The sequence below is a fragment of the Telmatospirillum siberiense genome (genome assembly GCF_002845745.1).
Lineage (GTDB): Bacteria > Pseudomonadota > Alphaproteobacteria > Rhodospirillales > Magnetospirillaceae > Telmatospirillum > Telmatospirillum siberiense.
Genome location: NZ_PIUM01000033.1, coordinates 1 through 19,554, shown reverse-complemented (window position 1 = coordinate 19,554; position 19,554 = coordinate 1). Strand labels below are relative to the sequence as shown.

At 64.1% G+C, this 19,554-nt stretch carries 18 protein-coding genes; 10 read left to right on the top strand and 8 right to left on the bottom strand.

What is annotated here, in order from left to right:
- Positions 1–72: 72 nt before the first annotated feature.
- The 6 genes from atzF to dgcN form a co-directional block, all read right to left on the bottom strand.
- Positions 73–1,452, bottom strand: a complete 1,380-nt coding sequence (atzF, locus tag CWS72_RS21965) for an allophanate hydrolase (RefSeq protein ID WP_101252794.1) — start codon at positions 1,450–1,452, stop codon at positions 73–75.
- Entirely contained in the window at positions 1,449–2,240 is a 792-nt protein-coding gene (locus tag CWS72_RS21960) for an ABC transporter permease (RefSeq protein WP_199175878.1), read from the bottom strand. Before CWS72_RS21960 ends, atzF begins: the two co-directional genes overlap by 4 nt.
- A 2-nt stretch (positions 2,241–2,242) precedes the next feature.
- The gene (locus CWS72_RS21955; protein ID WP_101252793.1) at positions 2,243–3,232 is read right to left on the bottom strand and encodes an ABC transporter substrate-binding protein; all 990 of its coding nucleotides are present in this window, start codon (positions 3,230–3,232) and stop codon (positions 2,243–2,245) included.
- Positions 3,232–4,626, bottom strand: coding sequence for an amidase (locus CWS72_RS21950; RefSeq protein ID WP_101252792.1), 1,395 nt, complete (start codon positions 4,624–4,626; stop codon positions 3,232–3,234). The genes CWS72_RS21955 and CWS72_RS21950 overlap by 1 nt, the downstream gene beginning before the upstream one ends.
- A 149-nt stretch (positions 4,627–4,775) precedes the next feature.
- Positions 4,776–5,762 (bottom strand): N-acetyl-D-Glu racemase DgcA, encoded by a 987-nt coding sequence (gene dgcA, locus CWS72_RS21945; protein WP_101252791.1) that lies wholly within the window; start codon positions 5,760–5,762, stop codon positions 4,776–4,778.
- 245 nt (positions 5,763–6,007) lie between these two features.
- Complete coding sequence (gene dgcN, locus CWS72_RS21940; RefSeq protein WP_101252835.1) at positions 6,008–7,015, bottom strand: N-acetyltransferase DgcN; 1,008 nt, start codon at positions 7,013–7,015, stop codon at positions 6,008–6,010.
- 495 nt (positions 7,016–7,510) lie between these two features.
- Here dgcN and CWS72_RS21935 point away from each other — a divergent pair, with 495 nt between their 5' ends.
- The 6 genes from CWS72_RS21935 (at position 7,511) to CWS72_RS21910 (ending at position 12,636) form a co-directional block, all read left to right on the top strand.
- The gene (locus CWS72_RS21935) at positions 7,511–8,473 is read left to right on the top strand and encodes a LysR family transcriptional regulator (RefSeq protein ID WP_101252790.1); all 963 of its coding nucleotides are present in this window, start codon (positions 7,511–7,513) and stop codon (positions 8,471–8,473) included.
- Complete coding sequence (locus CWS72_RS21930; protein WP_101252789.1) at positions 8,473–9,390, top strand: amino acid ABC transporter substrate-binding protein; 918 nt, start codon at positions 8,473–8,475, stop codon at positions 9,388–9,390. Before CWS72_RS21935 ends, CWS72_RS21930 begins: the two co-directional genes overlap by 1 nt.
- A 104-nt stretch (positions 9,391–9,494) precedes the next feature.
- A complete protein-coding gene (locus CWS72_RS21925) occupies positions 9,495–10,214 on the top strand; it encodes an amino acid ABC transporter permease (protein ID WP_101252788.1) in 720 nt (239 codons plus the stop codon).
- Positions 10,215–10,230: 16 nt separating this feature from the next.
- Positions 10,231–10,923, top strand: a complete 693-nt coding sequence (locus tag CWS72_RS21920; RefSeq protein WP_101252787.1) for an amino acid ABC transporter permease — start codon at positions 10,231–10,233, stop codon at positions 10,921–10,923.
- Between the two features lie 92 nt (positions 10,924–11,015).
- Positions 11,016–11,759 (top strand): amino acid ABC transporter ATP-binding protein, encoded by a 744-nt coding sequence (locus CWS72_RS21915; protein ID WP_420824082.1) that lies wholly within the window; start codon positions 11,016–11,018, stop codon positions 11,757–11,759.
- Between the two features lie 25 nt (positions 11,760–11,784).
- Positions 11,785–12,636, top strand: coding sequence for a D-amino-acid transaminase (locus tag CWS72_RS21910; RefSeq protein WP_101252785.1), 852 nt, complete (start codon positions 11,785–11,787; stop codon positions 12,634–12,636).
- 67 nt (positions 12,637–12,703) lie between these two features.
- On the opposite strand, the gene CWS72_RS21905 is transcribed toward CWS72_RS21910, so the two are convergent.
- Together CWS72_RS21905 and add are read right to left on the bottom strand one after the other, a co-directional pair.
- Positions 12,704–14,815, bottom strand: a complete 2,112-nt coding sequence (locus CWS72_RS21905) for a putative bifunctional diguanylate cyclase/phosphodiesterase (RefSeq protein ID WP_146002834.1) — start codon at positions 14,813–14,815, stop codon at positions 12,704–12,706.
- Positions 14,816–14,978: 163 nt separating this feature from the next.
- Entirely contained in the window at positions 14,979–16,001 is a 1,023-nt protein-coding gene (gene add, locus CWS72_RS21900) for an adenosine deaminase (RefSeq protein ID WP_199175876.1), read from the bottom strand.
- Between the two features lie 276 nt (positions 16,002–16,277).
- On the opposite strand from add, the gene CWS72_RS21895 reads away from it, so the two are divergent.
- The 4 genes from CWS72_RS21895 to CWS72_RS21880 all read left to right on the top strand — a co-directional run bounded on the left by CWS72_RS21895 (position 16,278) and on the right by CWS72_RS21880 (position 19,410).
- Positions 16,278–16,640 (top strand): hypothetical protein, encoded by a 363-nt coding sequence (locus CWS72_RS21895; RefSeq protein ID WP_101252783.1) that lies wholly within the window; start codon positions 16,278–16,280, stop codon positions 16,638–16,640.
- Positions 16,641–16,652: 12 nt separating this feature from the next.
- Entirely contained in the window at positions 16,653–17,099 is a 447-nt protein-coding gene (locus tag CWS72_RS21890; RefSeq protein ID WP_101252782.1) for a DUF2141 domain-containing protein, read from the top strand.
- Positions 17,100–17,225: 126 nt separating this feature from the next.
- On the top strand, positions 17,226–18,107 hold the full coding sequence (locus tag CWS72_RS21885) for an MYG1 family protein (protein ID WP_241911850.1): 882 nt from the start codon (positions 17,226–17,228) through the stop codon (positions 18,105–18,107).
- Positions 18,108–18,111: 4 nt separating this feature from the next.
- Positions 18,112–19,410 (top strand): Hsp70 family protein, encoded by a 1,299-nt coding sequence (locus CWS72_RS21880; RefSeq protein ID WP_101252833.1) that lies wholly within the window; start codon positions 18,112–18,114, stop codon positions 19,408–19,410.
- The last annotated feature ends 144 nt before the right edge of the window (positions 19,411–19,554 follow it).

Genomic DNA, 19,554 nt, shown 5'->3' with positions numbered 1-19,554 from the left:
ATCGCGAAACCAAAATACCGGAAGTGCGGTAGCTGACGGCAAGCCTTAAAGCCAAGGGCTTGAAAAACAAGCCTAGGACAATGGGAAACCGGTTGCCCCCAGGGGCAGAGCCAGTGCCCGTTGCAGTCGTTCGGCCAACTCCGCCAGCGCGTCGTCGGTAAAGGCGGGGGCGGCGAGTGTGATGCCGGCGGGTCGGCCGCCGGGGCGGAACCCTGCGGGCACCGCCACCGCCGCCAGATCCAGCATGTTGACAAAATTGGTATAGCGGCCCAAAGCCGCGTTGCGGCCCAGAGGGTCCTCCTCCATTTCGGTGATGGTCCAAAGCGTGGGAGTGGTCGGCAGCACCAGGAGGTCGGTCCCGTCCAGGGATTGCTCGGCTTGGCGGCGCAGCCATTGCAATCGATGCAGGCACTGAAACGCCTGTACTCCTGAGACCTCCGCCGCCCCGGCCAGCACGGCGCGGGTCTCCGGGTGAAGCCGGTTGGAGTGCTCGGTGACGAATGGTCCGCAGGAGGCCGCCCGTTCGGCTAGGAAAGCTCCCTTGAACAGCAGTTCGTTGAGTTCCAGGAACGGCGCATAGTCGATTTCGACAACCTTTCCACCCAGTCGCTCCAATGTCGCCAACGCGCGATGGAACAGGCCGCGATTGGCGTCATCCCCCAGGAATTCGAGATGGCGGGTTCGCGGAACGGCCATCCGGAAGCGCGTCGGCAAAGGAAGGTGGGGCCGAGGTCTGCGCGACCAGGGATCCTCCTCGTCGAACCCTTCGGCCACCCGGCGAACCAGAGTGGCGTCCGCCACCGTCAATGCGAACACCGACAGGCAGTCAAGACTGCGCACGGTGCCCACCGAGCCGCGCAGGCTGATCAGGCCGCGCGTCGGTTTGACTCCCACCACATTGTTGAATGACGCCGGAACGCGCCCCGAACCGCCCGTATCGCTGCCGATGGCGAAGGACACCAGTCCGGCAGCCACGGAAACCGCCGCGCCCGCGCTGGATCCACCGGGGATGCAGGCGGGATCGAAGGGGTTGCGGGCGATGCCATAGGGGCTGCGCGTCCCGACGATGCCGGTGGCGAACTGGTCCAGATTGGTCTTGCCGATCAAGATCGCTCCGGCTCGCCGCAGGCGTTCGACGACCGGACTTGAGACACTGGGCCGATAGGCAAAATCGGGGCATGCCGCCGTGGTCGGCAATCCCTCCACGTCAATGCAGTCCTTGACGCTGAAGGGAAGGCCGAACAGGGGGCGGGCGTCGCGTCCGGCGGGTGGAATGGCCTCAAGCGCCCTGGCCCGGTCCAGCGCCTCGCCGCGATCGACGAGGGTAATCCAGACACCGTCGTCGCCGCTGACGGCAATGCGGTCGAAAACCTCGGCCACGACTCCGGACGGGGTGAGGTCGTCGCTCCGATAGGCTTCGGACAGCCGCGCAATATCGAGGCTGAACGTCACGACGAGGTCTCCCGGGTCCGCTCGGCGCCATACCAGGGCAACAGCAGCGCCACGATCCGGTTGAACAGCAGATCCGAGGCAAAGCCCAGAACGCCCAGGACCACCAGTCCCACGAACATCTGGTCGACGCGGAACACCATCTGTGACATTTGGATCAGATAGCCGACGCCGAATACGGCTCCGGTCAGTTCGGCCGCCACCAGGATCATCAAAGCGACAGCCAGGCTGATGCGCAGGCCGGCGATGATGAAGGGCAACGCGCTGGGGATGATCACGAACGCGGTCATTCGCCAGCCCCGCGCCCCCAGGCTGGCACCGGCACGGATCAGGAGTTCGTTGGCGTCGCGCACCCCGATGAAGGTGTTGACCCAGGTCGGGAAGAAGACCCCCCAGGCGATCAGGAAGATCTTCGAGCCCTCGCCGATTCCGAACCAGAATACCGCCAGCGGTACGAAGGCCAGGGCCGGAATGGCACGGGCCATCTGGACCAGCGGATAGATCGTGTCGCTGAAGCGCGGCAGCCGCGCCATGGTCAGACCGAGAAGGACTCCCAGCGCTCCACCGGTGGCGAAACCCGCCGCCGAACGCCAAAGACTGGCCACCAGATGGAACAGGAGTTGTCCGCTGGTGGAAAGCGCCCAGGCGGCCTGGATCACCGTGGTGGGGGCGGGGAGCATGACGGTGTTGACCAGGCCGGAACGGCTGAGCGCTTCCCACCCGATGAAGAACAGGGTCGTGCCGGCGATACCCAGCGATACCGACAGGCGCCGTCCTCTCCGTGCCGTCAAGCTCACTTTTGCACGGCTTTGAGCTGCAAGCGTGCCGCCTCCAGTGGCCCCGACACCACCACAGTGTTGAAGTCGGGAAGCTTGGCATCGGGACGGACCAGATTGTTGGCGCTGGCCCAGCGCGCCTGGTTCTCCAGTTCGGCCACCAGGGATTGTCGGTCGAGATCGATGTCGAGGTGCAGGTTGGGCCACAGGGCACGGGCGATTGCCGGATCCAGCTTGACCTTTTCGGCGACGATCCGGATGGCTTCTTCCGGGTTTTCCTTGGCCACGCGGTCGGCGGTGATCAGCGCTTTCAAAGCATTGACCACCAATTCCGGCTTTTCGTCCAGGGTGGATTGCAGCGCGATGATACTGGAATAGGTGTTGTAGAGCCCCGGGGTGCGGATGACGTGAAAGCCGCCGCCGGGCAGGGCGGCCGCTTGGCTCTGGTGCGGTTCCGTCCAGATGAAGGCGTCTATGGCGCCGTTGGACAGGCTGCTGACGAAATCGCCGGGATTGAGGCTGATGGCGGTGACATCCGAGAACTTCAGGCCGGCCTTGTCCAAAAGCTTGAAGAGATAATAGTGGGAATTGGTGCCCTGGGCGTAACCGATCTTGCGGCCCTTGAGATCCTGGATGCTCCGGATGTCCTTGGCCGCCACCACGTCGAAGCATTCATAGCGGTTCATGGTGGCGACGATCCGTACCGGCAGGTTATTGACGCTGGCGAACATGACCGGTGTTTCGGCGGCGGTGCCCAGGATCACATGACCCCCGGTCAGGGCGTCCAGGACCAGACGCCCCGAAGCGAATAGGGTACTTTTGGCCGTCAATCCCTGGTCGTCCCACAATTTCTTTTCGTCGGCGACGAAGAAGGGCACCCATGCAATGGACAGCCCTTCGCCGATGGCGATGTCCTCTGCATGCAGAGGCGCGATTGACAGCGGAGACAGCGCCAGGGCCGCGATCAGGGCGCTGATGGCGCGGCGCAGTTGATGCCTGAAAATCATTATGAGCGGTCTCCTTTGGCGGTCTTGGGCAATGTGAAGGGGTGGACCCGTTCGAAAGCGCGCGCCGCCCTTAGGACCAGAGAATCTCCGTGCAGGCGAGGACCGACGATCTGCAATCCGACCGGCAGCCCGGCAGCCGTCGTTCCCGCCGGAATCGAGATGGCTGGCTGCTTGGTGAGGTTGAACGGATAGGTGAAAAACCCCCGCCCGGGTGTTTCGTCGACACCGGGCGCGGAGTTGGCGGTGGTGGGGGTGATCAGTAGATCCCAATCATGGTGAAAGCCCTCCAGGAGCCGGCCGAGGGCCGCGCGTTCGTCCTGAAGTCCGAGATAGGCGCCGAGGTCGATCTTGCGTCCGGCGTCGGCCATGGCCCTCAGGTTCGGGCCGATACGGTCGCGGTCTTCCGGAGTGAAGCTGTCGACCAGCCTCGCCGCGCCGGCGGCGGACAGGCCGTAATAAACGTCGAAGGGATCGGTGAAGCCGGGAGAGGCTTGCTCCACCGTCGCGCCCAGGGAGCGGAATACGTCGGTCGCTTCGGCGATGATGGTCGCCACCTCGGCATTCACTCGGGCATATCCCAGATCGGGGCTGAAGGCGATGCGCAGTCCCGTGACGCCACCCTCCAGGCCCAGGCGCCAGTCTCGGCCGTCATGGGGTTGGGAGAGCCAGTCCCTGTGATCGGGGCGGGCGATGCCGTTCAGGATCAGGGCAACGTCCGCGACCGAACGGGCGAGGGGACCGACATGAAAAAGGGAGCCGCGGAACGACGCGGGATAGCCCGGCACCAGTCCAAAACTGGGTTTGAATCCGACGAGGCCGGTGAAGGATGCCGGCTGGCGGATGGACCCGCCGCCATCGGTGCCGATCTGGATCGGTCCGAATCCCAGGGCCGCCGCGGCCGCCGATCCGCCGCTGCTGCCGCCGGGCGTCCTCGCCGTGTTCCAGGGGTTGCGGGTCACGCCGTGACGCTGTGTGTCGGTCGCGCCCTTGGCGCCGAATTCCGCCGTCGTGGTCTTGCCGAGCAGTATCGCGCCCTGTTCGCGCAGGCGCGCGACGGCGGGGGCGTCCTCGGCCCAGGGCTGTTCCGCATGGACCGCGAGGCTGCCGCGCAATGTGGGCCAGCCTCGGGTGAGCAGCAGGTCCTTGATCGCCGCGGGGACGCCATCGACCGGGCCGAGGGGGGTGCCCTGCGCCCAGCGTCGTTCGGATTGCCGGGCTGTTTCCAGGACCTCGTCCGCCGGGGCCAGGAAGGCGAAAGCGTTGACCTTGGGATTTTCCGCCAGGATGTGGTCGAGTATGGCCCTGGTCACCTCGACCGGTGACAATTGCCGGGTGCCGTAAGCGGCGACGAGTTCGGTCGCGCTCAAATGGGGGAGGTCGGTGCCGCTCGACATAATCCATTTCCTTCTAGAATACTAGAATAGTGGATTATTGAAGAAAGACTCTTTCCTCTCCCAGCAATTAATTGCCATCAGGGCTCAATATCCGACGGCACCCGAAGGAGGCGCGGGCGGAGCGGATGCAAGAGGGACTGTGCGCCGGGTCAACCCCAGATGCGTGATCCGAAGGGCTGCATGGTGCTGCCCTCGTAGGCGATGCCGGGATCGCGGTCGCGGGACAGCAGTAGCGGGCCGTCGAGATCGACGAAGCGGGCCTGCGGCGTCAGCAGGAAGGCCGGGGCCATGGCGAGAGAGGTTCCCAGCATGCAGCCCACCATGATGTCGAGGCCCGCCTCGCGGACGGCGTTGGCCACCGCCAGGGCCTCGGTCAGGCCGCCGGTCTTGTCCAGCTTGATATTGACCGCCTGATAGCGGTTGCGCATGGCCGCCAGACCGTCGCGGCCGTGGAAGCTTTCGTCGGCGCAAAAGGCGATGGGGCTTTTCACCGTCTCCAGGAAGGCATCCTGTCCGGCCGGCAGCGGCTGTTCGATCAGCGCCACGCCGGCTTTTTCGCAGGCGGCGAGGTTGACGGCGAAAACCTCCGGCGTCCAGGCCTCGTTGGCGTCGGCGATCAGGGTGGCCGCGGGGGCGGCGGCGCGGACGGCGGCGATGCGGCGGTCGTCGCCGGCACCGCCCAGCTTGATTTTCAAGAGGGGGCGTCCGGCGGCCTTTTCCGCCGCCGCCGCCATGGAATCGGGGGAACCCAGGCTCAGGGTGAAGGCGGTGGTCACCGGCTTCGGGGCGGCGATGCCGGCCAGGTTCCAGACCCGGTGGCCCGATGCCTTGGCCTCGAAATCCCAAAAAGCGGCGTCCAATGCGTTGCGGGCCGCCCCGGCCGGCATGCGCGCCGCGAGATCGCGCCGGGTCAGGCCGCCGGCGATCAGCGGCGCCATCGCCTCGATGGCCGCCGCGACGCCTTCCACCGTTTCACCATAGCGGGCGTAGGGGACGCATTCGCCGTGCCCCCGCACCGTTCCATCATCCAGCGTGGCGACCACCACCACCGCCTCGGTGCGACTGCCGCGTGAAATGGTAAAGCCGCCGGCGATCGGCCAATGTTCGGTGACGACGCTCAAAATGGGCGTGGGCATGGAAAGCCTCTCTCAAAGCTTGTCGTCGCGGGGCGAAAGTGAAGCAATCCGGAGGCTATAGCGGTTTGCGATCATATTGGATCATCGTTTTTTCCGTCACCCCCGGACTTGATCCGGGGGTCCATGGATTGCCGGGTCAAGCCCGGCAATGACGAAAAGGTAAGTGACCCAACGTGGTCGCAAATCGCTCTAGTGGGCCCGTGAAAGCCGGATCGCTTCGCCTGCGCCCGCAACGAGACGGGGTGTTACGAAAATTTCGCCTGCAAGGCGTCGACCAGGCCGCCGACGCCGAAACGGATCGGATCGGTGGCCGGCAGGCCATGGTCGCGGGCCAGCCCGTCGAGATAGGCGCGCGCCGTCGCCTCGTCATAAGCCTTGGTGTTGACGGCGATGCCGAGCGGTCGGATGCCCGGGCTGGTCACCTGGCCGCAGCGGACGGTCAGGTCGATCACCTCGGCGATCGAGGGCAGGGGGCGTTCGACGCCCCGCATCTTGGTCCGTGTCGGTTCGTGGCAGACGACGAAGGCGTCGGGCTGGGCGCCGTGCAGCAATCCCATGGTGACTCCGGCGAAGGAGGGATGGAACAGCGATCCCTGGCCCTCGATCAGGTCCCAATGATCGGGTTCGGCGGCGGGCGACAGCCATTCGGCGGCTCCGGCGATGAAATCGGCAACCACCGCGTCGAGGGCGACGCCGCGTCCCGAAATGAACACGCCGGTCTGGCCGGTGGCGCGGAAGTCGGCCTTCATGCCACGGGCGCGCATTTCCTTTTCCAGGGCGAGCGCGGTGTATTTCTTGCCCACCGAGCAATCGGTGCCGACGGTCAGAACGCGCCGGCCTGAACGCTTCACCCCTTTGCCGGTGGCGAAATGCTGATCCGAATGGCGCACGTCGAACAATTGCCGGCCGTAACGCTGGGCGGCCTCGGCGATGGCGGGGACGCTGCCCAGGCGGGTGTGCAATCCGCTGGCGACGTCCATGCCGGCTTCAAGGGCCTGGACGACGACGCCGATCCAATGATCGGGCAGCACGCCGCCGGCATTGACTACGCCCAGCACCAGGGTGCGGACGCCCTTGGCTTTGGCCTCGGCGATGGTCAGGTCGGGGATGGAGAGATCGGCTTTGCAGCCGGTCAGGCGCAATTGTCCAACGCACCATTCGGGGCGCCAATCGGCGATTCCGGCGGCCGTCTTGGCGGCCAATTGATCCGGCACGTCGCCGAGAAACATGAGATAGGGCTGGGGAATGTTCATGGCAGGTCCTCTGGAACCGATGCGATTGATGGCGTGGTCCACATCATGAAACGGCCCGGCGCCGCCGGCCAATGCAACTTTTGCATTGGGATTTCTTGCGTCTTCGGTGGGGTGGCGGCTCGGTGGCGAGATGTGAAAAACAAAGGATGCACGCCGATGGGTCTCGATGAGCGCGGAGGGACGCCGTCGCGCCGCCGGCGATTTTCACTCTTGGGCAACGCCTGCCAGGGAAGGGATCGGAATGCCTGTGGTGTCATTTTCATCCGCGTTCATCGGGGCCCGCCGGCGTTCATCCGTGATCCAAAAAAACGCAATTGCCGGCTATTTTTTCAGCAAAAGCACATATTATAGGCAATAATGAAGAAAGATCAAAAATGATGCAAAACTTGCATTGGCAGGCACGCTTTCCTCTGCTTACCATTGGCCTATGCGAAATTCGAATGACCCATATCCTGTCCATAACCTTCGCCGCTCCTCCCGTGGAGGGGCGTGCTGATGGACATCCGCTGGCTGCAGGATTTCCTGGCCGTCGCCGAGACGGGGAACTTCACGCGCGCCGCCGAGCGCCGCAACCTGTCCCAGGCCGCCTTCAGCCGCCGTATCCAGTCCCTCGAATCCTGGTTGGGGGTGGCGCTGATCGACCGCAGCGTATTCCCCACCCGCCTGACGGCCGAGGGCGAGCAGTTCCGTCAGCATGCCGGAGACATCCTGCAACAGGTGATCGAAGCCCGCCACGAGGTCGCCGGCAAGGCGACGCCGGGGCGCGAACATGTCCGCATCGCCCTGCCTTTCGTTCTGGCCACCACGCGGCTTCCGCATTGGTGGAAATCCTGGTCGGACCAGCAGCCGTTAAGTTCGACGGTGGCGCTGGGCAATATTCATGATCTGGTGACCGCTCTCACCGCCGGCAATGCCGACCTGATGTTCTGCTACCTGAGCGACCAGCAACCGATCGAGCTGGATCCCGACCGCTACGACCGGGTGGTGGTCGAAACGGAGATGCTTCGCCCTTACGCCAGTCCGGAACTGCTGGCCCGGGGCTTCGGCTTGCCGGGGACGCCCGAGCGTCCGGTGCCGTTGCTGATGTATTCGGTGGGGGTCTATTTCGCCCGGCTGGTCGATCTGATCTTCGAGACCGCCGACGCCCGCGTGACGGGGACCCGCATCCTGGAAAACGACATGTCCGACGTGCTCCGCGACATGGCCCTGGCCGGCCATGGCGTCGCCTGGCTACCCGACAGCACGGCGCTGGCCGGCACCGGCCGGCTGACGGCGATCGAGGGAGACATGTGGACGCTGCCGCTCAAGGTGGTGGCTTTCAAGGACCGCGCCAACCATCGCCGCTCGGTGTCCCGGCTCTGGGCGCTGCTGGGCGGCGGCGACGGACGCAGATCCGATACCGACTTCGACTCCGAACCTGATTTTCTCATGACCTCAACGATATTAGGAGAACCGTGATGCGCGTGAAACCACTGCTCCTCTGGGTGGTCGCCGGCGCCTTGGCCGCCTCTCCGGCCGCCGCCGAGGATCTGACCGGAACCTTGAAAAAGATCAAGGAGACCGGATCGATCACCCTGGGGTACCGCGAATCGTCCGTGCCCTTCTCCTATCTCGACGACAACCAGAAGCCCGTCGGCTACGCCATGGACATCTGTTACAAGATCGTCGATGCGGTGAAGGCCGATCTCAAGCTGGACAAGCTCGAGGTCAAGCTCAACCCCGTCTCCTCCTCGACCCGTATCCCCCTGATGGCCAACGGCACCATCGACCTGGAGTGCGGCTCGACCACCAACAATGTCGATCGTCAGAAACAGGTGGCCTTCACCAACAGCCACTTCCTGACCGCCAGCCGCTTCGTTTCGAAGAAGGCCAACAAGATTACCGGCATCGAGGGCCTTAAGGGCAAGACCGTTGCTTCGACCTCGGGGACCACCAACATCAAGCAGGTCGTCGAAGCCAATGCCGAGCGTGGCCTGGGGCTGACCGTGCTGCCCTCCAAGGATCATGCCGAAGGCTTCCTGCTGGTGGAAACCGACCGCGCCGCCGCCTTCGTCATGGACGATATCCTGCTGGCCGGCCTGATCGCCGGTTCGAAGGAGCCCGCCGCCTACGAGATCTCGAAGGACAGTTTCTCGCTGCCCGAGCCTTACGGCATCATGCTGCGCAAGGACGATCCCGCCTTCAAAGCCCTGGTCGACAAGGCGACCGCCGATCTCTACAAGAGCCCGGAAGGCGTCAAGATCTATGAAAAGTGGTTCACCCAGCCGATCCCGCCCAAGGGTCTGGTGCTGAACGTGCCGATGGACGCGGCCATGAAAAAGGCCTTCGCCCAACCATCCGATTCGCCGGATCCGGCCTCCTACGTGGCGAACTAAAAGGGGTGTTGTCATGGCCGGGACCGTCCCGGCCATGACGGTGGGACAAGATCTATCTGAACGGCGTTCATGAAACCGCGGCCGCTTCGGGGAAAAAGACGACTATGAACTATCATTGGAACTGGCAGATCTTCTGGGAGCTTTCGCCCGAGGGCACGGGCACCTATCTGGACATGCTGCTCTCCGGGCTGTGGTGGACCATTCTCACCTCGCTGGCCGCCTGGGCGGTGGGACTGGTGGTGGGCTCCGTGGTGGGCATCGCGCGCACCTTGCCGATCCGGCCGTTGCAATGGCTGGCCGGGGCCTATGTCGAGCTTTTCCGCAATATCCCGCTGCTGGTTCAGTTGTTCCTCTGGTATTTCGTCCTGCCCGAACTGTTGCCGCACGGATTGGGCCTGTGGATGAAGCAAATGCCCAACGCCGCCTTCTATTCGGCGGTGGCCGGGGTCGGGTTCTTCACCTCGTCGCGCGTCGCCGAACAGGTGCGGGCGGGCATCGGCGCCCTGCCGCGGGGCCAGTCCATGGCCGGCAAGGCCCTGGGTCTTACCGTCGCCCAGACCTATCGCTATGTGCTGCTGCCGATGGCCTACCGCATCATCTTGCCGCCGCTCACCTCGGAATTCCTCAATACCATCAAGAACACCTCGGTGGCGCTCACCATCGGCCTTCTCGAACTGACGGCGCGGGCGCGCGCCATGCAGGAATTCTCGTTCCAAGTCTTCGAGTCCTTCACCGCCGCCACCATCATGTACATGGTGATCAATATGGTGGTGGTGATCGCCATGCGGACGCTGGAGCGCCGCGTGTCTCTGACCGGTCGCTGAGGGGGAGACGCCGCCGATGTTCGCCAATTTCGACTTCGACGTGATCCGCCGTTCGTTGAGCTATCTGCTCATCGACGGAATGGGATTCACCTTGTTGCTGACCGGCCTCGCCACGCTGCTGGCCGGCATCCTCGGGACCATCCTGGCGGTGATCCGTCTCTCGCCGGTGCCCGTGCTGCCCCGCCTGATCATCGGCTATGTCGAGTTCGTGCGTTCGTTGCCCCTGGTGCTGCTGATTTTCTGGTTCTATTTTCTGGTGCCCTATATCGGTCAGTGGCTGACCGGCGCCGAACGCCCCATCGCCGTGGGCGCCTTTTCCTCGGCGCTGATCACCTTCACCCTGGTCGAGGCGGTCTATTTCAGCGAAATCATGCGGGCCGGTATTCAGTCCATCTCGCGTGGGCAACTGGCTGCCGCCCGCGCCGTGGGTCTCGGCTATATGCAGTCGATGCGCTATGTCGTGCTGCCGCAGGCCTTCCGCAATATGGTGCCGCTGCTGCTCACCCAGACCATCGTGCTTTTCCAGGATACCTCGCTGGTCTATGTGGTCTCCATCACCGACTTTCTGGGGGCCGCCGGTAAGGTCGCCCAGCGTGACGGCCGTCTGGTCGAGATGTATCTTTTCGCCGCCGTCGTCTATTTCATCATGTGCTTCGCCGCCTCGATGCTGGTTCGCCATCTCCAGCGGCGCAACGAATTCGCCCGCTAGTGGCGAATATCTGACGGATGGCGTCCCCGCCAGTCATCAGATATTCGCCACAATTCAATTAGTTGGTCCACTAGGATCGGAAGAGATCGCCCATGTCCGTACCGCCCATGATCGACATCACCCTGGTCAACAAGTTCTATGGAAATTTCCAGGTCCTGACCGATTGCACCACCAAGGTCCGCAAGGGCGAGGTGGTGGTGGTCTGCGGGCCGTCGGGTTCGGGAAAATCCACGCTGATCAAATGCGTCAACGCGCTGGAGCCGTTCCAGAGCGGGCGGATCATCGTCGACGGGGTCGATCTGTCGGATCCCAAGGTCGACCTCAACCGGTTGCGGGCGCGGGTCGGCATGGTCTTCCAGCATTTCGAGCTGTTTCCTCACCTGAGGATCACCGAGAACCTCTGCCTGGCGCAGGAGAAGGTCTTGGGCCGCAGCCACGAGGAGGCCATGGCCAAGACCCTGTCGCTGCTTGAAAGGGTCGGCCTCAAGGATCACGCGGAAAAGCGGCCGGGCCAGTTGTCGGGCGGACAGCAGCAGCGTGTCGCCATCGCCCGGGCCTTGGCCATGGATCCTGTGGCCATGCTGTTCGACGAGCCGACCTCGGCGCTCGATCCGGAAATGATCAAGGAAGTTCTGGACGTGATGATCGAACTGGCGCAGGACGGCATGACCATGATGGTGGTCACCCACGAGATGGGTTTTGCCCGCAAGGTGGCCGACCGCGTGATCTTCATGGACAAGGGCGAGATCGTCGAGGATGTTCCCAAGGACGATTTCTTCGGCAAGCCGCACAGCGACCGCGCCCAGGCCTTCCTATCGAAAATTCTCACTCACTGACGAACAACACCGGGACGATATCATCATGACCTCTATCGCCTATCTGAATGGAGAGTACCTGCCTCTGGACGAGGCTCGCGTGTCGGTCCTCGACCGCGGATTTCTCTTCGCCGACGGCATCTACGAGGTGTCCGCCGTTCTCGACGGTCATCTCGTCGACAATCAATCCCATCTGGCGCGTTTCGAACGTTCCCTGGGCGAGATTTTCCTGCCGCTGCCGGCGCCGATGAGCCGCGTCGAGGAGATCGAGAAGGAATTGATCACGCGCAACGGCGTCAAGGAAGGCGTCGTCTATATGCAGGTGACCCGTGGCGTGGCGCCGCGCGACTTTCACTTTCCCGAGAACGTCAAGCCGACGCTCCTGATGTTCACCCAGGCCAAGACCATCATCGACTCGCCCACCGCCAAGTCCGGCATCAAGGCCAAGACGCTGGAGGACATCCGGTGGGCCCGCCGCGACATCAAGAGCATCGCCCTTCTGGCCCAGGTCCTGGCCAAGCAGGCCGCTCACGAGGCCGGTTGCCAGGAAGCGTGGATGGTTGAGGACGGTTTCGTCACCGAAGGCGGTTCGTCTTCGGTCTTCATCATCACCAAGAACAATGTCCTGGTGACCCGGCCCAATTCCCATGCCCTGCTGCCGGGGTGTACCAGGAAGGCGATCCTGGCGCTGGCCGCCGAGAAGAATATCCGTGTCGAGGAGAGGCCCTTCACCGTGGCCGAGGCTTTGGACGCGGCGGAAGCGTTCTTCACCAGCGCCTCGGCTTTCGTCACGCCGGTGGTGACGATCGATGATCAGGCCATCGGCGACGGAACGCCCGGCCCGACGACGAAGCGCCTGCGCGAGATCTATATCGACTTCGCCCGCGCCTCGCGGTGACGGAGGCGGCCAATCGGGCCGCTCATGTTTCTTACTCCCGGCGAGCCCCTGACGTGGCTCGCCGGTATTACTCCTCCCGTTTCACCGTGAAGCGTTCGAATTCATCGAGGGGCAGTGGCCGGCTGAACAGATAACCCTGATAGTCCCGACAGCCGTTCTCGTCGAGGAACCGGCGTTGCACTTCCGTTTCCACCCCTTCGGCGATCACGGTGAGGCCCAGGCTTTGCGCCAGGAAGACGATGGTCTTGGCGATGGCGGCCGCGTTGGGGTCGGTATGGACGTCGGTGACGAAGGAGCGGTCGATCTTCAACTGGCTCAGGGGCAGGCTTTTCAAATAGGCCAGCGATGAATAGCCGGTGCCGAAATCGTCCAGCGAAAAGCTGAGGCCGTGGTGCTTCATCGCCTGCATTTTCGTGATGGTGTCCTCGATGTCGTCCAGCAGCATGCTTTCGGTCAGTTCCAGCTTCAGCCGGAGGGGATCGGCTCCGCTCTGGCGGACGGTCTCCAGGACGCGGTTGACGAAGTCGGTCTGCCGGAATTGGCCGGCGCTGACATTGACGGCCAGGCTGAGATGGGCCGTTTCGGGCCGTTTCGCCCAGGCGGCCAACTGCTCGCAGGCAGTTTCCAGAACCCAGCGGCCCAGCCCCACGATCATGCCGGTTTCCTCGGCCACCGAAATGAAGTTATCGGGAAACACCAGTCCCCGGGTGGGATGCTGCCAGCGCAACAGCGCCTCGGCGCCGGTCAGCCGGCCGCCGGCGTCCACCTGCGGCTGGTAATGCAGGACGAACTGCTTCTCACGGATGGCCCGGCGCAATTCGGATTCCAGCGCGGTCCGCGCGCTGACCGACGCCTGCATTTCCGGATCGAAGAAACGGATGCCGTTACGTCCGCCGGTCTTCGCCCGATACATGGCGAGGTCGGCTTGTTTCAGGATGTCATGCATGTTCTGCCGGTGGTCGCCGAACAGGGCGACGCCGATGCTGGCGCTGCATTCGTATTCATAGGGGCTGAGCCTGTAAGGCGCATCGAGAGCGGCCAGGATCTTTTCCCCGACGATGCGGGTTTGCGCCGCCGCCTCGGCCCGGTTCTCACTCAGCTCCTCCAGCATGACGACGAATTCGTCGCCTCCCAGGCGGGCCACCGTGTCGGACTCTCTGACGCAGGCGGTCAGCCGTTGGGCCGTCTGCTGCAGCAGCAGGTCGCCCTTGTCGTGACCCAGGGTGTCGTTGATGATCTTGAAATTGTCGAGATCGATGAAGAGCAGCGCCCCCTCCCGCTTGCTGCGCAAGCTGGTGATCAGGGACTGGCTCAACCGTTCCTCGAGGAGCCGCCGGTTGGGCAGGCGGGTCAGGGGATCGTAGAAGGCCAGATGTTCGATCTTGTCGGTATCGGCCTTGTGCTGGGTGATATCGGCGAAAGAGCCGACATAATGGGAAATCTGGCCGGATACGCCTCTGACCGCCGAAATGCTGAGCCATTGGGGGTAGATTTCGCCATTCTTGCGGCGATTCCACAGTTCGCCTTTCCAGGATCCCGTCTCTTCGACGCTGTTCCACAGGGCCTGGTAGAACATCTGGTCATGACGGCCCGACTTGAGCATGCTGGGATTGCGGCCGATCACCTCCTCGGCCGAATAGCCGGTGATTTCGGTAAAGCCCCGGTTGACCCGGAGAATCGCCCCGTCGGGGCCGGTGATGATCATGCCGTGCTGGGCTTCGAAGGCGAGGGCGGCGATGCGGAGTTCCTCCTCTGCCTGGCGGCGTTCGGAAATGTCCCGCGCCGTCAGAATGATTTCGCTGACAGTGCCGTCGGGGCCAAGGACTCCTTGGACCTTCGATTCGACCCAACAAAATTGATCGTCCTTGCGCCGTCGGCGGAAGGTCAGCGTGTGAACCCTGGGCGTCCGTCGGATTTGGGCGATGATGGCCGGCAACTTGTCGGCATCGTCGGGATGGGCGAATTCGACGGCGTGCCGCCCGAGAAGATCGGCCTCGGTCTGTCCGAAAAGCGGCATGCTGGCCGCCGAGACGTAAAGGTAACGCCCTTCGAGATCGAGCAGGGCGATCATGTCCGAGCAATGTTCGGCGAGCCGGCGGCAGCGTGCCTCGGTCTCATCCGGTTTGCTTTCGTTGGGCGCTCCTGCGCCCGGGTTGTCGATGGCCACTGTGATACCCACCACGCAAATCCCCGTTACGGAAAGAGGCTTGCCCGAACGGCCGCCCTTGTTCGTCTGATAACTTATGGTCGAGAGATGATGGGGGGTATCCCCATTTGAGGACGGGGGCGCAACAGGCCCCCTCAGCCCCGGCGGGCGGTCCGATCCGCCGGGGCTTCGGCAATCAGCCGGCGGCGGTTTCCAGTTCGGCCAGGAAACGATCCTTGGCCGCTCTCGGCAGCCAGGTCGATTCGAAGGCGTTGCGCATCAGTTGGGTCACCTCGTCCCGGGTGAGATCCGCCTCGCGCTGCGTACAGAGCAGGTTTTCGGTCATATAGCCCCCGAAATAGGCCGGGTCGTCGGAATTGACCGTCGCCCGGATGCCGAGGTCGAGGAACCGCTTGATCTGCCTGGCCTTGCTGTCGCCGGTGACATAGGCGTTGGAGACCGGACAGATGGTCAGGCCCAGCTTGCGTTCCGCCACCATGGCGATCAGGGTCGGATCGTCCAGCGTATTGACCCCGTGGTCGAGGCGCGACACGCCGATGTCTTCGATGCACTGGCGGATGTGCGCCGTCGTGTCGTCCTGATCCACGTCGCAATGCATGGTCAGCAGATAGCCTTCCTCTCTGGCGCGCTGGAACACCTCGCGGAACTTGAGCGGCGGGTTGTTCTTCTCGTCGGAGTCGAGGCCGACGCCGATGATCCATTCCTTGTAGGGCAGGGACTCGAGCAGGGTCGCCATGGCGAACTCGGCGCTCCAGTCGCGCAGAAAACACATGATCAATTGGCTGCGGATGCCCAGCCGGTTCTCCGCGTCCATCTGCGCCCGGCGGATGCCCCGGATCACCGTGTCGAAGGAGACCCCGCGCGCCGTATGGGCCTGCGGATCGAAGAACATTTCGCTATAGCGGACGTTCTGCGAATGGGCCTTGGCCAGATAGGCCCAGGTCAGGTCGTAGAAATCGGGCTCCTTTCGCAAGACGCGCATGCCGTCGTAATAGATGGCGAGGAAGGACGGCAGATCATGAAAATCGTAGGTGGCGCGCAATTCTCCGGCCGTGGCGAAGGGCAGGGCGATGCCGTTGCGCGCGGCCAGGGCGAATTTCAGTTCCGGTTCCAGCGTGCCTTCCAGATGGACGTGCAGTTCGCATTTCGGCATGCCGGCGATGAAAGCGTCCATCGACGCTGCGGGATGGGTGTGCATGGTGGTTTTTTTCTCCTTCGGCAGGCTTCGCGACGTGCCCGCCATTTTAAAGAAGGCCCGGCCCGGTGGGTATCGAAATGAGAAAATTTTGACGTATCGACACCCGCTTGTCGCAAATTACAGAATTATTCCAGTTTCCATCCGGGAAGAGGAGGCGCATCTTTTCCCGCCGTGACGTGCAATAAAAATCCCGGCCCTTGCGTCTTTCGGCGGGACCGGCCCGTCCAATTGGCCCTCGGCCATGGCGGGAGGAAATTTTAGGAGAGCGATGTCCGCATGACGAAAAGTACGAAGATTTCGCTGATGGCGTCCCGCCTGTTCGGCCTGCTCGCCCTCGGCCTGGGAACCGCCTATTGGCTGGGGTTCGATGTGCCGGTGGTCCTTCACATGAGTTGCGGGCTTTTGGTGGTTCTCGCCCTGTGGGTGCTGGCCGTGCAGACGGGCAGGCGCTCGCTTCCCCTGGCCCTGGGAAGCGGTCTTTGGGGGCTGTTCATTCCGGCTCTCGGCATCGCGCAACTGGTCCTGCCGGTTTATCTGCAGATGGAGGAGGCACAGACCGTGTTGCGCGGGCTGCATGTCGCCGCCGGCCTTGCCACCATCGGGCTTGCCGAACATCTGGCCCGGCGTCTCAAGAAATAGAAAAAGGAGTTCATGGTGTTCTTCGCGTCCTTTTCGAAGCCGGCGGTTCTCGCCGGCGTCCTGCTCGCCTTGACCGCCGCCGCCTCGGGTGCCGCCGCCGCCGATCTGACGGTCGCCGTGACCGGTGTGCGCGAGGCCAAGGAAACGGTCCGCGTCGCGCTTTACGCCGATGCCGAATCCTTTCGCCACGAACCGAAAGCCCTGCAGGTGCTTTCGGTGCCGGCCCGGGAGGGGACGGTGACGGCGGTGTTCCACGACGTTCCCGCCGGCCGCTATGCGGTGCTGGCCTATCATGACGAGGATGGGAACCAGAAACTGAACCTGTTCCTCGGCATGTTTCCCGCCGAGGGCTGGGGGCTGTCCAACGATCCCAGCGTATTCGGCCCGCCGCGTTTCGATGCCTCGGCCTTCGACCTGCCCGAGGCCGGAACGTCCATTTCCGTGCCGCTGCATTACTGAGCGCTTGGACGGAAGGGGTAAAATCGCATAAAGAAGCCTTCCGATTTCCGGAGGGCCGTCTTTATGTCGCGGGCGGCCCGGCCGACGAGCCTTCGCGATGTCTTTAGGAGACGGCCCTTGCTGACGGTGGCCACCCATAGCGGTACCTTTCATGCCGACGACGTTTTCGCCTATGCCATCCTGAAGGCGGCGACGGGCGGAGACCTGACCCTGGTCCGGACCCGCGACGGCGCGGTGCTGGCGCCCGCCGACGTGGTCTTCGACGTCGGCGGCGTTTTCGATGCTGGGGCGCGGCGTTATGATCATCACATGCGCGACAAGCCGCTCAGGACCGACGGCGCGCCTTACAGCTCGGCCGGACTGGTCTGGCGGGATTTCGGCGCCGAGGCCGTGCGCGGCTTGCTTCCGGCCGCCGGGGACGAGGCTGTCCAGTCGGTGTGGCAGGCCCTCGACGCCGGTCTGATCCGCGACGTCGATTTGATGGACAATGGCGCGACGACGCCCATGTCGGGGCATTTTTCGGCTCTGCTCGAAGCGTGGAACCCGACCTTCGCCGAGGAGGGGCGCGACGAGACCGAGGCTTTTCTCGCCGCCGCCGATCTGGCCGGCGCAGTTCTCCTGCGGACCTGCGCGCGGGCCCACGCCGACGTTCTGGCCAGGCGGGAAGTGGCGGAAGCGGCGCGCGCCTCCGAGGATCCCGCCATTCTGGTGCTCGATCGCCGTGTGCCGTGGGAGGAGGCGGTCTTCGCTCTCGGGCTGGCTCAGGTGCTTTACGTGGTGAGGCCGGCCGGGAACGACTGGACCTGCAGCGCGGTTCCGCCGGAAAAGGGCTCCTTCGCCCAGCGTCGGCCGCTTCCCGACGCCTGGGCGGGCTTGCGCGACGAAGCGCTGGCCGCCGTCTCGGGAGTGGCCGACGCCACCTTCTGCCATCCGGCCCGCTTCGTCTGCGGGGCTCGCAGCCGGGAGGGCGCCCTGGCCCTGGCCCGTGGCGCGGTGGCGGGTCGCTGACGGCATGGGTTCTCTCTATGTCGGGGTGGATTTCGGCACCACCAACAGCGCCATCGCACTCGCCGGTACGGATGGCGAGGCCGTCGTCGCGCCCTTCGCCACCGTCGACGGTCCCTCCTCGACGCAGCGTTCGGTGTTGGCGTTCGACGGGGCGCGCCGCGACCCGGCGGGACGGGTGGAGCCGCTGATCGGCCATCGGGCGATCGAGGCCTATCTCAACGGCGACGAGCGCTGCCGTCTCCTGCAATCGTTCAAATCCTATCTGACCAGCCGGGCCTTCACCGGCACCTCCCTTCTCGGGGCAAGCTATTCCCTCGAGGATCTGATCGCGCTGGTCGTCGCCGACCTGCGTGTCCATGCCTCCCAGGTGGCCGGTGTCCCGGTGAGGCGCGTCGTCGCCGGGCGGCCGGTGCGCTTCGTCGCCGAGGACGGGGCGTCCGAGGACGATTTCGCCACCACGCGGCTGCGCGACGCCTTCGGCCGGGCCGGTATCGAGGAGGTGGTTTTCGAATTCGAGCCGATTGCCGCGGCTTGTCATTACGAACGAGGACTGGAGCGCGACGAGACGGTGCTGGTCGCCGATTTCGGCGGCGGGACCAGCGATTTCTGCCTGATCCGCCTGGGGCCGGGGCGCTCCCGTCTGGCCCGCCCCGAGGACGCCATCCTCGGCACCGAGGGTGTCGGGGTGGCCGGTGACGCCTTCGACCGGCGCATCGTGCAGCATGCCCTGGGCGAGCATTTCGGCAAGGGCGCCTCTTTCGAAAGCGCCGGCAAGACGCTGGTGGTGCCGGCCTGGATCTACGGTAAGCTGGAGCGCTGGCATCATATCGGTTTTCTCAATACGCCCTCGACCCTCAGGCTTCTGCGCGAACTTGAAGGCAAGGTCGACCGGCCCGATCAACTCGGCCAGTTGCGGGGATTGGTCGAGCACAATCTGGGCTTTCATCTCTATCGCGCCGTCGAAAAGCTGAAACGCGACCTGTCGGGGGCGGGAGCCGCCGATCTGCTGTTCGATCACGACCCGGTGCGGATCGAGCGGCGTGTCACGCGGGGTGAGTTCGAAAGCTGGATCGCGCCCGAGCTTGCCGCCGTTGAAACCTGTGTCGACGCTCTTCTGTCCGGTTCGGGCATCCGGACCGAGGCGGTGGACCGTGTCTTCCTGACCGGCGGCTCGTCGCTGGTCCCCGCCGTTCGCGACATTTTCGCCCGCCGGTTCGGCCGGGGGAAATTGAGCGCCGGCGGCGAATTCGTCTCGGTGGCCAGCGGCCTGGCGCACCGCGCGCGGGAAATCTTTTCGTCCTGAGCGGGCGTCGCGGCGCCGCGAATAAAACAGTGGCACCGGCCTTATATGAGGGGCGGCGTGTCAACGGGAAAGTTTTTTCTGGAAGAGCTTTCTGGTTCAGGCAAGCATGGGGGTTTGGCCGACCATCGGGTCGGCCATGATGGG